Raw genomic sequence first — 13,696 nt, forward strand, 5'->3', positions numbered from 1 at the left:
CTAGAGCGGGAGTCGGCTGAGCGACGGTCGTGGCGACCGGGACGGCGGCGCACTGGGGCGGGATGTACGAAGCCGGGATGGGGGTGGCGGTCGGTGTCGGGGAGGGGATTGCCGTCGGTGATGAGGTTGGCGAGGCGGGAGGCGGGGATCCTGCCGCACGGCCGCCCAGGCTGCAGGCCATCGAGAAAAGCGTCAAGCTCAGGAGGATTGCCAGAATGCTGCGCACGGTCGGCATTTGTAGATCATAACAGTCCTATTGGAAAGCACCCTAGACAGACAGCTATTCCACGAATCTCTCTCTACGGGTGCAAATAGCGCAGAGCAGGCGTTCGGGCGGCTGCTCGAACGCCTGCTCTGCGCTATCACATCTGTCCATGAGAGTTCCTGCGACAACCCCGGCCAAGCGACCGTATGGCCGGGAATGGCCTACGTCCCTTCCTCCCACGAGCTCAAGTAGCGCTGCTGCTCGCTGGTCAGGACATCGATCGTCACGTGCATAGCCTCGAGCTTCAAGCGGGCAATCTCGCGATCGATGGCCTCGGGGACGGTATAGACCTTGTTCTCGAGCTCGTCGGCATGCCGAACCACATATTCCAAGGCCAGCGCCTGGTTGGCAAAGGACATGTCCATCACGCTCGCCGGATGGCCTTCGGCGGCCGCCAGATTGACCAGGCGACCGTCGGCCAGCAGGTTGATGCGGCGGCCGTCCTTCATTCGAAACTGCTCGACGAACGGCCGCGCCTGATGCCGATCGCTGGCCATCTCCTCCAACGCCGGGATGTTGATCTCGACGTTGAAGTGACCGGAGTTGGCGACGATGGCGCCATCCTTCATCGACTCGAAGTGGTGGCTGTCAAGGACGTTGATGTCGCCCGTTACGGTGCAGAAGATGTCGCCCTGCGCGGCCGCCTGGGCCATCGGCATCACCCGGTACCCGTCCATCACCGCTTCCAGAGCCGCCAGCGGATCGATCTCGGTCACAATCACGTTCGCCCCCAGGCCGCGTGCCCGGCTGGCCAGACCGCGGCCGCACCAGCCGTAGCCTGCCACAACGAACGCCTTGCCGGCCAGCAGGACATTGGTGGCGCGCACGATGCCGTCGATGGTCGACTGGCCGGTGCCGTAGCGGTTGTCGAAGAAGTGCTTGGTCATGGCGTCGTTAACGGCGATGACCGGGTAGGCCAGGGCCCCATCGGCGGCCATCGCCCGCAGTCGGATCACGCCGGTCGTCGTTTCCTCTGTCCCGCCCCGCACCTCAGGCAGCAGCTCTCGTCGATCCTTGTGCAGGCTGCTCACCAAGTCCGCCCCATCATCCATGGTCAGGTGAGGCTTGTGGTTCAGTGCGGCGTGGATGTGCTTGTAGTAGGTCTGCGTGTCCTCACCCTTGATGGCATAAACCGGGATCTCGTCGTGATGCACCAGCGAGGCCGCAGCATCGTCCTGGGTGGAAAGCGGATTGCTGGCTGTGAGAACGCTGTCCGCGCCGCCGGCCTGCAGGGTGCGCATCAGATTGGCGGTCTCAGTGGTGACGTGCAGGCAGGCCGAGATCCGCATCCCTTTCAGGGGGCGCTCTTTGGCGAAGCGCTCGCGGATGTGCCGCAAGACCGGCATCTCTTCCTCAGCCCAGGCGATCCGCCTGCGGCCGCCTTCGGCCAGATTCAGATCTTTGACATCGTGAGACGTGCCCATGCTTCTTTCCTCCTCAGGTCGGGGCGCCGCTGGGCCGCGGCGGGTGCCCCCGAACGCTCCCGGGAGCCGCGGCTCGCGCCCTGTAGCGGTCGATTACAGCTGAAGGGATTCCCCGAAGAACTGCCGGTAGCGCTCGCCGAACGAGCGCAGGTCGAAGGCATGCCCCTGTGAGCCCGGGTGCTCGAGGCAGTAGGTCGCGGCCAGGGCACCGACCTTGCCGCAGGTCTCCAGCGACTGATCGTGGATGAACCCCTTGAGAAACCCGCCTCGGAAGGCGTCCCCCACGCCGGTCGGATCGGCGATCGTGCGCGGGGCGACCGAGGCCACGTGGTGCTTACGTCCATCAGCAAGAATATCCACCCCCCGCTCGCCGCGGGTGATGACCACAAATCCCGTCAGGGAATCGATCTGGGCTGGCGTCAGGCCGGTCTTCTCCTCGATCAGGCGGAACTCGTAGTCATTGCCGAAAACCGCCTGCGACCCGGTCATACCGGCTCGCAGCGTCTCGGGATCCAGTCGCACCACCTGCTGGCTGGGGTCATAGATGTAGGCCAGCTCGAGTTCGTGGCATTCCTGCACATAGCCGGCCATCGCCTCGGGATCGTTGGCGGAGATGACGACCAGCCGGGGCCGGTTCGGCAGGTCCGAGAGGCGCAGGCTCGAGGCCTTGGCCATGGCCCCGGTGTAGAAGCTGGCGATCTGGGCGTTGGAGCGGTCGGTAGTGACGAAGAACGAGGCCGTAAACAGCCCGGCCATGGCTCGGATGTGGGTCGTGTCGACGCCCTGCTCCTCGAGCCAGGAGCGGTATTCCCCGAAATCCTCGCCGACCGTGGCCATGACGGCAGGGCGCTCGCCCAGCTGGGCGAGGGTGAAGGCGATGTTGGCCGCGATTCCGCCGCGGCGCCGGATCATGCTGTCGACCAGGAACGACAGACTGATCCGGTCGAGCTCGTCGGGAAGGATGTGCTCCCGGAAGTACCCCGGGAACGTCATCAGGTAGTCGTAGGCAATCGATCCCGTCAGCAGGATTTCCACTCGGTCCGTCCCGCGCTGCGCCCGGCGCAAGAATCCGCTGCCAGGGGCAGCGGTGGGGTGCATGACGATCCGGAGCCTGAGCCCCGGCCGGTCGTCCCAAGTCTATCACCGCTTGCGTCGGGCAATGGCCGATCTCCGGGGCTCGCGGTGGCGGACCCGACCGCGCGGCCGAGACCCCCCCTGCGGCCGAGCCCCCCCCTGCCCGGGCGGGTGCGAATCTGGCCCGTTTGACGCCACCCCAACCGTCCCTTATCATGCGCCTATGAGGTCACCGACGACAACTCTCTCTACCGGTCTCAGCCTTTTCCTGGTGGTAGGCGCCGCCTGCAGCCCGATCGCACCACCGGCGCCAGCCGCGACCCCGACCGTGGTGCCGACGGTGACCGTTACCCCGACGGCCACTGCGACCCCGACTCCCGAGCCGGAGGTGCGCCTGCAGGCCGCCGATCAAGCGCTGTTCTATGGCGACTGGGATCGGGCCTTCGAGGAATACAACCGCGCTCGCCAGAATGCCGCCGAGGCCGATCAAGCTGCCCTGGCTTCCTTCGGCTACGCCCGCACCCTGCTCGAGAGCGGACGGGTGTGGGAGGCGATTGAGGCCTTCAATGCCTTCCTGAGCACCTACCCGGGCCACGAGCGGCTGGCGCAGGCGCACTACCTGAAGGGGCTGGCCGAGGAGAAAGCGGGCTTGACGAATGAAGCGCTCGCCGACTACCAAAGCTATCGCGAGCTACGCCCGGGCCGGATTGACGCCTATGTCGAGGAACACATCGGGGATCTTCTGCGCCAGGTGGCACGCCCGACGGATGCCCTCCAGCACTACCAGGTGGCGCGTGAGGCGGGCAGCCTCGGCGACCCGATGGCCGTAGACCTCAAGGTGGGTCAGGCCTATCTGGAAGCCGGGGATCCCGGTGCCGCCCTCGAGCACTTCGACGCCCTGCTGCAGGTGGCTACGGATGCGGCGACCCGTGCCACGCTCCTGTTCTTGAGCGGGGCCGCGCTGGAGAACCTGGGGGACATCGCGGCCGCGCATGCCCGTTATCAGCAGTCCATCGACAACTACCCGGAAGCCTATGACAGCTACAGTGGACTGGCCCGACTGGTGGACGCCGGCGTCGAAGTTGACGAGCTGCAGCGCGGGATTGTCGACTACTATGCCGGGGCGCACGAACCGGCGCTGCGGTCGTTGGATCGGGCGCTGGCCAGCGCCCCCACAGCGGAAGGTTATTACTTCCGCGGACTGACCCGGCGAGCCTTGGACGAAGCCAGTGGCGCGCTGGCGGATCTCACGCGCGTCGTGGACGGCTATCCGGGCGATGCCCGTTGGGGCCCGGCCATGCTCGAGAAGGCCCGCACCGAGTGGGCGTATCTGGGCATGTACCGCCAGGCCATCGACACCTTCCTGGCCTTTGCCGCGGCCCTGCCCCAAGATCCGAAGGCGCCGGAGGCGTTGTTCCTTGCCGCCCGAACGGCCGAGCGGGTCGATGACCTCGGCTTGGCCGCCGAGCTCTGGTTGCGCTTGCCGGCAGAATACCCCGGGACCGTGGAGGCCCGCGACGGTGCTTTCCTGGCCGGCATTTCGCGCTATCGCGCCGGCGACCAGGCGGGCGCCAGGGCCGCCTTTGAGCTGGCCGAAAGCCTAGCGGCCGACAGCGGCGAGCGCGCCCGCGCCCGCTTCTGGATCGGCAAGACCTACGCCGCGCAGGGGGCCCAGGACGCCGCCCGACAAGCTTGGGAGGCCGCGGCCGCCGCCGATCCCACCGGCTACTACTCGGTGCGGGCAGCCGATGTCCTGGAGGGACGCCCGCCGTTCCAGGCGCAGGGACTCCCCGTGTACTCGGTGGAGGTCGAGGCCGAACGGGCGCAGGCCGAGGCCTGGCTCAGGGAGACCTTTGTCGTGGACGGCCCCGAGCCGCTGACGGCGTTGACTCCGGAGCTGGCGGCGGATCCGCGCCTGATCCGCGGCCTGGAGTTCTGGGAGCTCGGGCAGTACGGCCTGGCGAAGCAGGAGTTCAACGCACTGCGGAATTCGCTGAAGAACGACGCCGAGTCCCTGTACCGCTTGATGCACACGCTGCTGGAGCTCGGGCTGTACCAGCCGGCCATCTTCACGGCGCGCCAGATCCTCGACCTGGCAGGAATGGATGATGCCGGGACGATGAACGCGCCGGTCTACTTCAACCGCATCCGGTTCGGCTCATACTTCGGCGACCTGATCCTGTCCGAGGCGGCGGCCTATGGCATGGATGGCACGCTGCTGCTGTCCCTAGTTCGGCAAGAAAGCCTGTTCGAAGGTTTTGCCACGTCCTACGCCGCGGCCCGCGGGCTGACTCAGGTCATTCCCAGCACCGGCCAGAACATCGCCGACCAGCTGGGGTGGCCACCGGATTACACCCCCGACGACCTGTATCGGCCGCTGGTCAGCGTTCGCTTCGGCTTGTACTATCTCTCGCGCCAGCTGCTTCGCTATGAGGGGGATCCGTACGCCGCGCTGGCGGCGTACAACGCCGGCCCCGGCAACGCCGACATCTGGAAGGAACTGGCGCCCGAGGACCCAGACCTGTTCCTCGAGATCGTGCGCCTGACCCAACCCCAGGAGTACATCCGTTCTATCCAGGAAGTGTACGCCATCTATCATCGGCTGTACGCCGGCGGGGGCTAGCGGCCGCTTCCTCCAGATTGACTTCCCCGGCCAGGCGTGTTATCCTAACCATTCGCACATCATGCTCTTCTCGGACCCGCCGGGCAATGGCAGGCCGGGAGGCCGGACTCGGGCCCCACCGCGCACCGCGGCGGTCGCCCGCCTTTTCTTGTTTCGCCCCGCCGCCCGGCGGGAAGGCACACAGGAGCAATCAATGGCCCCCACAGGTCAGAAGTGGTACGCGCGCACGCGGGACACCTTCCCCCTGCCGACGCTGATCGGTGTCCAGCTGGAATCCTTCGAGTGGCTGATGCGAGAAGGCCTGGCGGAGCTCTTCGACGAGATCTCCCCGATCGAGTCCTACAACGGCGGCATGAAGCTGTTCTTCCCGGGAAAGTCGCGCGAGGCGCGTGAATTCAAGCTCAAGTTCTGGTTCGAAGATCCCAAGCACGACATCGAAGAATGCGTCGAGCGCGACCTGACCTTCGCCGCGCCGATGTACGTTTCCGTGCTGCTTGCCGGCCCCGAGGTTTCAGAGCCGATCAAGCAGGACCTGTTCCTCGGCGATTTCCCATTGATGACCGAGAAGGGGACCTTCATCATCAATGGCACCGAGCGGGTTGTAGTCTCTCAATTGATCCGCTCGCCCGGTGTCTACTTCGAGGCACCGGAAGACCGCGCCACCGGACGTCGGCTGGCGTCAGCCAAGCTGATCCCCGACCGCGGCGCCTGGATGGAGTTCGAAACCCGCAAGAGCGACTACATCACGCTCAAGTTCAACCGCAAGCGCACGGTGCCGGTATCGATCCTGCTGCGGGCGATGTCGGCGGTCGACGATGGGCTGGACGTTTCGCCCCTCACCGACGGCAGCGACGAGGAGCTGATCGGCATCTTCTCGGCTGTGGACAACAAGCCGGACCATCCGTACATCGCCACCACCATTCGCCAGGAGCCTACCTGGGAGATCAAGCACGGGCGCACCCTGGGGCAGGAGGCGCTGATCGAGTTCTATCGGCGCATGCGCCCCGGCGATCCGCCGACGCTTGACAACGCCCGGGAATACCTGCGCGACCAGCTGTTCGACCAGCGGCGCTATGACCTGGAGCGCGTTGGGCGCTACAAGCTGAACCAGAAGCTCGACCTTCAGGAAATCGTGCCCCTGGCACACCGAAGGGTCACGACCTGGGACGTCGTCCGCCTGGTCATGCGCCTGATCCAGATCAACAACAACCAGGTCAACCCCGATGATATCGATCACCTTGGCAACCGCCGGGTGAAGACGGTGGGCGAGTTGATCCAGGGCAAGCTTCGGGTTGGCCTGAGGCGCATGGAGCGCGTGATCTTGGAGCGGATGTCCATCCGCGACCAGGAGCAGCTCTCGCCGGTTTCGCTGGTCAATATCCGTCCCGTCGTGGCGGCCATCCGCGAGTTCTTCGGCTCCAGCCAGCTCTCTCAGTTCATGGACCAGACCAACCCGCTGGCCGAGCTCAGGCACAAACGCACACTGTCGGCCCTCGGCCCGGGCGGGCTGCGCCGCGAACGGGCGGGGTTCGATGTGCGCGACGTCCACCACTCGCACTATGGCCGCATCTGCCCGATCGAGACACCGGAAGGTCCGAACATCGGCCTGATTGGACGCCTGGCTTCCTATGCCAAGGTCAACCGCTTCGGCTTCATCGAGACCCCTTACCGCAAGGTCCACCGTGAGCTCGATGCGGGTGACGCAAGTCTGATCGGACGGACGATCCGAGGGCAGATCGTCGACCCCAAGAGTGGCAATGTCATCGCGGAAGACAGCCAGGTGGTCACGCCGCAGATGGTCAAGGGTCTGAGCAAGCTCGGGCGGCCCGTGCCCATCGAGCCTTTCGTTTCGGGCGAGACAGCCTATCTATCCGCGGATGAGGAAGACAAGTGGGTGATTGCCCAGGCCAACGCTCCCTTGAATGAGAACAGCGAGTTCGTCCGCCAGCGGGCCTCTTGTCGGCATCACGGCGAGTTCCTGTTCGTCTCACCGCCCGAGATCGACTACATGGATGTCGCCCCTCGCCAGATTGTCGGCGTGAGCGCCTCCCTGATCCCCTTCCTCGAGCATGACGATGCCAACCGCGCCCTGATGGGCTCGAACATGCAGACCCAGGCCGTCCCGCTGGTCCGGCCGGAGGTGCCTTTGGTTTCCACGGGCATGGAGCGGCAAGCGGCGCTGGACTCGGGACAGGTGGCTGTCTCCGACGTCACCGGCGAAGTCGAGTCGGTGACGGGGAGCGAGGTCGTCGTGCGTGTCGGCCGCGAGCGCCGGTCGTTCAAACTGCGCAAGTACAACCGCTCCAACCAGAGCACATGCATCGACCAGCGGCCGGCTGTCATCAAGGGGCAGCGCGTTCGGCCGGGCGATGTCATCGCCGATTCCTCGTCCACCGCCGGTGGCGAGCTTGCGCTCGGCCAGAATGTGCTCTGCGCCTTCCTCTCCTGGGAGGGCGGCAACTACGAGGATGCGATCCTGATTTCGGAGCGACTGGTCCAGGAGGACCGGTTTACCAGCGTTCACATTGAGAAGCATGAGGTCGAGGCCCGGGATACCAAGCTCGGCCCGGAGGAGATCACCTACGACATCCCGAATGTCGGCGACGAGGCGTTGCGCGACCTGAGCGAGGACGGCATCATCCGCGTTGGCGCTGAGGTTGGTCCGAACGACATCCTCGTGGGCAAGATCACCCCCAAGGGCGAAAAGGAGCTCACCCCGGAAGAGAAACTTCTGCGGGCGATTTTCGGCGAGAAGGCGCGCGAGGTGAAGGACACCTCCCTACGGATGCCTCACGGTGAACGCGGCAAGGTAGTCGCCGTCAAGGTATTCACCCGCGAGGAGCACCGCGACCTTCCGCCTGGCGTCGAGAAGATGGTGCGGGTGTCGGTGGCGCAGAAGCGCAAGGCCACAGAGGGCGACAAGATGGCCGGGCGCCACGGCAACAAGGGTGTGATCTCGCGCGTCGTCCCGGTCGAAGACATGCCCTATCTCGAAGACGGGACCCCCATCGACCTGATCCTGAACCCGCTGGGCGTGCCAGGCCGAATGAATATCGGCCAGATTTTGGAGGCGCACCTTGGCTGGGCGGCCGACCGCCTCGGCTTCCGCGCCGTCACCCCGGTCTTCGACGGTGCCGACGAAGAGGAGATCGAGGCTGAGCTCGCCCGCGCCTGGTTGGTCGATCGAGCCTGGGACGAGGTTGGCGACCGGGCCTGGGACTGGGTGAAATCGGCTGGATACTATCAGGAAGAGGCCTTCCGCGACGAAGATGAGGTGCGGCGGCTGTACCTGGAACACTGGCTCGCCGACCGTGGTTTCGACCCAGAGCAGATCGCCATCGATCCCAACTACGCCCGCCGGGCGGCGACACGTCAGTGGCTGCGGGAACGCGGCTTCAACCCTGAAATGGCTTTACTGTTCGAGGACGAGGACATTCGGGGCGAGGAGCGCACTCGCCGCGACCAGGCAGGCGTCGAAGCCTGCCTGAGAATCTGGATACAGGACAACGGCGGCGAGGATCCCGGACAGGTCGAGCCTGAGGTGCTGCGCGAGCGCAGCCTGGCGGTGATGGCGGAAACCGGGGTTCCGGCGCCGGTCCTGGGCAAGCAGCGGCTGTATGACGGCAAGACCGGTGAGGCCTACGACCAGCCGGTCACCGTTGGGAAAGTGCTGATGATGAAGCTGCACCATCTGGTCGAGGACAAGGTCCACGCCCGCTCAACCGGACCGTACTCGCTGGTGACCCAGCAGCCGCTCGGGGGCAAGGCACAGTTCGGCGGTCAGCGCTTCGGTGAGATGGAAGTCTGGGCGCTGGAGGCCTACGGCGCAGCCCATATCCTACAGGAGATGCTGACGGTCAAGTCAGACGATGTTCAAGGCCGGGTGAAGACCTATGAGGCGATCGTCAAGGGCGAGCCCATTGAGGAGCCAGGGATTCCCGCTTCGTTCCGGGTGCTGGTCAAGGAGCTGCAGAGCTTGGGCTTGTCTGTCGAGGCCATCACGGACAGCGGTGAGGTGATGAAGTTCGGCAAGGAGGAAGAGCGGGCACGGCCGCCGCGCCTCGGCCTGGGCCTGTTGGACATGGAATCGCGCGGCGGCAGGTTGTAGCCCGCCCCTTGCGTGTGCGCATAGGAACGTTGTCGCCTCGGACCCGGTGATCGAGGTCACCGGGTCCGAGGCATTCCTGGGGCAATCCTGCTGAGCCTGGATCGGGAGGTCTCGCAGGTCGAGGCTGCTGATCCTGAGTGGGCTGGCCTGGGCGCTGTCCGCCTGCGGCCGCCCAGGGCGGCCGGTGCTGGAGCCTACGGGAGGGAGCCCGGCTTTGGGCAGGCGAGCCACCGCAACCCCGGGTTCCCGGCCCGCCCTGGGCAAGCCCGCCGAACTCAGCAACACGGCCCGGCTGGACACCGACGAGCTCCTGCGCTTGGAGGGGCTGCACGGTCGGGTCGTTCTGCTGGAGGTGCCGACCTTCGGCTGCCTCAACTTCCAGCGGACGCGGCCTTCTCTCCAGTCCTGGCACGAAGCCTACGGCGACCAGGGTTTGGTGGTGATCGGCAACCCCACCCTCGAAGTCGCTTGCGAGGAGGGCCTGGAGAACCTGCGCCAGGCGATCGAGCGTCTGGGGACCACCTGTCCCATCGCCCAGGACATGCAGCCCCAGACGTGGAGCGCCCTGGGGGGCGCGCCATTGGCCGGCCCTGTACCTGATCGACAAGGCGCCCCGGCCGGGCGAGGCCCACATCAGGGAGGGGGTTGCACGCCACCACCGAAGCGGCCATCCGGGCTTGACTGGCAGACCCCTCCGCCTGGGCTCCATCCCCCTGCCGGCTGGCCTGGATCGGCGCCTGGTCCCGCTCTCCGAGTGCTTGACGGGAGCTTATTGGGCGTGGTAAACTAAGGGTCCATTGCCGAACTAGTCCGACGGATGGGAGCGTGGGAAGAGCCCATCCGAGCCGAATAAGGACGTCGACTAGCCGAGGCCATCGCGCAGGATCGATGGCCTCGCTTAGTGGCCAGGGGCCCGGGGCTCGGGCCCCGGCTTCGTGTGGAGGGTGATCGTGCCGACCATCAACCAACTGGTGCGCAAAGGCCGCAAGAGCAAGCGCCTGAAGACCAAGGCGCCGGCGCTGCAGTACATCTTCAACGCCAACAAGCAGCGGCGCTTGGCGGTGGCCAAGGGCGCGCCGCAGAAGCGCGGCGTATGCACGCAGGTCCGCACCCAGACCCCGAAGAAACCGAACTCGGCGTTGCGCAAGGTGGCGCGTGTCCGCCTGACCAACATGATGGAAGTGACGGCCTACATTCCTGGCGAAGGTCACACGCTGCAGGAGCACTCGGTGGTGTTGGTCCGCGGCGGACGAGTCAAGGACCTCCCAGGCGTGCGCTATCACATCGTGCGCGGCACGCTGGACGCCACCGGCGTCGATGGCCGCCGACAAGGACGCTCGAAGTACGGCAGCAAGCGTCCGAAGGAAGCCTAAGGCAGAGTCGTTGGGTCGCAGTCGGCCGCGGGAACCTGTTCGGCCGACTTACTTTGAAGGGGAGCGGTTCGATGCGTAGGAGCAAGCCAGAAAAGCGGGTTGTGCCTGGGGACGTGCGCTACAACAGCCAGATGGTGCAGGCGTTCGTCAACAGCCTGATGCGGCGCGGTAAGAAGAGCACGGCAGTTCGCGTCCTGTACGATTCCTTTGACATCATCCAGGAGCGCGCCAAGCGCGAGCCGCTGGAGATTTTCGAGGCGGCCATCAGGAATGTCTCGCCGGTGCTCGAAGTCAAACCCCGGCGAGTCGGCGGGGCAACCTACCAGGTGCCGGTCGAGGTCGCCTCGGGCCGCCGCATCTCGTTGGCGCACCGCTGGATCCTGGCGGCCTGTCGGGCCCGCTCCGGCCGCTCAATGGCCGAGAAGCTGGCCGGCGAGCTGATGGACGCCGCCAACAATACCGGGGCGGCCATCAAACGCCGAGAAGAAACCCACAAGATGGCAGAGGCCAACCGCGCCTTTGCCCACTATCGCTGGTAGAAGGGAGCTCCTGCCGCAGGCGGCAGGGCTGCAGATTATGGAACGCGAGCATCCGCTGGAGCGCCACCGCAATATCGGCATCATCGCCCATATTGATGCCGGGAAAACCACAACCACCGAGCGGGTGCTGTACTACACCGGTCGGACCCACCGCCTTGGGTCGGTGGACGACGGCACCACCGTCACCGATTGGATGGAGCAGGAGCGCGAGCGGGGGATCACCATCGTCTCGGCCGCGGTCACGGCCTCTTGGCAGGACCACATCATCAACCTCATCGACACGCCGGGCCATATCGACTTCACGGCAGAGGTTCAGCGCTGCCTGCGGGTGCTTGATGGGGGAGTGATCGTCTTCGACGCCGTCCAGGGCGTCGAGCCTCAATCCGAAACGGTCTGGCGCCAGGCTGATCGCTACAACCTGCCGCGCATGGCCTTCGTCAACAAGATGGATCGCCCGGGTGCCTCGTACGAGAACACCATTCAGTCGATGCGCGAGCGCCTCGGCGCCAACCCGATCGCCATCCAGCTTCCGATCGGCTCCGAGGCCGGCTTCTCGGGCGTGGTCGACCTGATCGAGAACCTGGCAATTGTCTGGCAGGATGAGCAGGGCAGCGACCCGATTCGCACTGCGATCCCGGCCGAGCTTCAGGACCTTGCCAGCGAGAAACGCGCCCAAATGATCGAGCACATTGCGGAAACGGACGAAGTCCTGCTGGAGAAGTTCGTCGAGGGTCAGGAGATCTCGACCCCCGAACTGCGGGCGAGCCTACGGCGGGCGGTGATCCAGGGCATGGCCACCCCGGTGCTGTGTGGGTCTGCGCTGCGCAATCGGGGGGTGCAACCGCTGTTGGATGCCATCATTGATTATCTACCATCGCCGGCTGACATCCCGCCCGTGATCGGCAACAAACCCGGCACCGAGGAGGCGCTGACGCGTCAGGCCAAGGATGATGCCCCGCTGAGCGCCCTGGTGTTCAAGATCGTCACGGATCCCTATGTCGGGCGCCTGGCCTATTTCCGGGTGTACTCGGGCAAGATCACCCAGGGCTCCATCGTCTACAACTCCGCCAAGGGGAAGCGCGAGCGGGTGGGACGTCTGATCCGCATGTATGCCGACCGCCGCGAGGACATCTCCGAAATCCTGGCCGGCGATATCGCGGCGGTGCTGGGGATGAAGGAGACCTTCACCGGCGATACCTTGTGTGACCAGGCTAGCCCGATCGTGCTCGAGAGCATCACCTTCCCCGAGCCGGTGATCTTCCTGGCGATCGAGCCCAAGACCACGGCCGACCAGAGCAAGATGGGCGAGGCTTTGCAGAAGCTCTCCGAGGAGGATCCGACCTTCCGGGTCGGAACCGACGAGAACACCGGCCAGACCGTGATCTCGGGGATGGGGGAACTGCATCTCGAGGTGCTGGTCGACCGGATGCAGCGCGAGTTCAAGGTGCAGGCCAAGATGGGCCGGCCGCGCGTTGCCTACCGCGAATCGATCGGCCGGGCAGTTCCCAAGACCGAGTACCGCTACGTCAAGCAGACCGGCGGTCACGGCCAGTACGGACATGTTGTGCTTTCACTCGAACCCGGCGAGAAGGGCTCGGGAGTCAAATTCGAGAACAAGATTGTCGGCGGAGCGATCCCGCGCGAGTACATCCCGGCCGTGGGCAAGGGCGTGGTCGAAGCGGCCGAAGGCGGCGTGCTGGCGGGCTATCCAGTGACCGACATCGTGGTGCGGTTGATCGACGGCTCGTTCCACGAGGTCGACTCCAGCGAGATGGCCTTCAAGATGGCCGGTTCCCTGGCCTTCAAGCAAGGCGTCCGGCAGGGACGGCCGATTTTGCTCGAGCCGGTCATGCGTCTGGAGGTCGTGGTGCCCGAGGACTTCCTGGGCGAGGTCTCCGGCAACCTGGCGGCCCGGCGGGCGTCCATCGAGGGCATCGATGCCCGGCCCGGCAAGACCCAGGTGATCGACGCCACAGTCCCGCTGGCCGAGATGTTCGGCTATGCCACCGACCTGCGGTCGATGACCCAGGGCCGGGGGGTATTCACCATGGAGTTCGACCACTACGCCGAAGTATCCGAGTCGGTTACCCGCAGCGTGCTGGAAGGCGCCCGCTAGCGGGCGCCCCGGCGGCCATTCCCAGACAAGGACGGAGACGGCAATCATGGGCAAGCAGAAGTACCAGCGAACGAAGCCGCACATGAATGTAGGGACGATGGGGCACATCGACCACGGGAAGACGACGCTGACGGCGGCGATCACGAAGTACAGTGCGATGAGGGGGCATGGGGA

At 65.6% G+C, this 13,696-nt stretch carries 10 protein-coding genes and 1 pseudogene; 8 read left to right on the top strand and 3 right to left on the bottom strand.

Going from position 1 to position 13,696, the window contains the following annotated elements:
- The 3 genes from MUO23_10670 to MUO23_10680 all read right to left on the bottom strand — a co-directional run.
- Positions 1 to 235: hypothetical protein (locus MUO23_10670; protein MCJ7513418.1), on the bottom strand; the 235-nt coding region annotated here is incomplete at its 3' end.
- Between the two features lie 191 nt (positions 236 to 426).
- Entirely contained in the window at positions 427 to 1,689 is a 1,263-nt protein-coding gene (gene ahcY, locus MUO23_10675) for an adenosylhomocysteinase (protein ID MCJ7513419.1), read from the bottom strand.
- Positions 1,690 to 1,782: 93 nt separating this feature from the next.
- A complete protein-coding gene (locus tag MUO23_10680) occupies positions 1,783 to 2,787 on the bottom strand; it encodes a carbohydrate kinase family protein (protein MCJ7513420.1) in 1,005 nt (334 codons plus the stop codon).
- Between the two features lie 199 nt (positions 2,788 to 2,986).
- Here MUO23_10680 and MUO23_10685 point away from each other — a divergent pair.
- From MUO23_10685 to MUO23_10720, 8 genes and pseudogenes are all read left to right on the top strand, one after another.
- Positions 2,987 to 4,201 (top strand): annotated as a pseudogene (locus MUO23_10685) (tetratricopeptide repeat protein).
- 765 nt (positions 4,202 to 4,966) lie between these two features.
- Positions 4,967 to 5,386: a transglycosylase SLT domain-containing protein gene (locus tag MUO23_10690; protein MCJ7513421.1), complete on the top strand. Its 420-nt coding sequence runs from the start codon at positions 4,967 to 4,969 to the stop codon at positions 5,384 to 5,386.
- A 193-nt stretch (positions 5,387 to 5,579) separates the two neighbouring features.
- Positions 5,580 to 9,494 carry a DNA-directed RNA polymerase subunit beta gene (locus tag MUO23_10695; protein ID MCJ7513422.1) on the top strand — a complete coding sequence of 1,305 codons (3,915 nt, stop codon included), beginning with the start codon at positions 5,580 to 5,582 and terminating at the stop codon, positions 9,492 to 9,494.
- A 214-nt stretch (positions 9,495 to 9,708) separates the two neighbouring features.
- The gene (locus MUO23_10700; GenBank protein ID MCJ7513423.1) at positions 9,709 to 10,284 is read left to right on the top strand and encodes a hypothetical protein; all 576 of its coding nucleotides are present in this window, start codon (positions 9,709 to 9,711) and stop codon (positions 10,282 to 10,284) included.
- A gap of 160 nt (positions 10,285 to 10,444) precedes the next feature.
- Positions 10,445 to 10,867 (top strand): 30S ribosomal protein S12, encoded by a 423-nt coding sequence (gene rpsL / locus MUO23_10705; protein MCJ7513424.1) that lies wholly within the window; start codon positions 10,445 to 10,447, stop codon positions 10,865 to 10,867.
- Positions 10,868 to 10,938: 71 nt separating this feature from the next.
- Positions 10,939 to 11,406, top strand: coding sequence for a 30S ribosomal protein S7 (rpsG, locus tag MUO23_10710; protein ID MCJ7513425.1), 468 nt, complete (start codon positions 10,939 to 10,941; stop codon positions 11,404 to 11,406).
- Between the two features lie 37 nt (positions 11,407 to 11,443).
- Entirely contained in the window at positions 11,444 to 13,522 is a 2,079-nt protein-coding gene (fusA, locus tag MUO23_10715; GenBank protein MCJ7513426.1) for an elongation factor G, read from the top strand.
- 46 nt (positions 13,523 to 13,568) lie between these two features.
- Positions 13,569 to 13,696, top strand: a 128-nt coding sequence (locus MUO23_10720; protein ID MCJ7513427.1) for a GTP-binding protein, incomplete at its 3' end; no start/stop codon positions are given.

This window comes from Anaerolineales bacterium, from assembly GCA_022866145.1.
Classification (GTDB): domain Bacteria; phylum Chloroflexota; class Anaerolineae; order Anaerolineales; family E44-bin32; genus PFL42.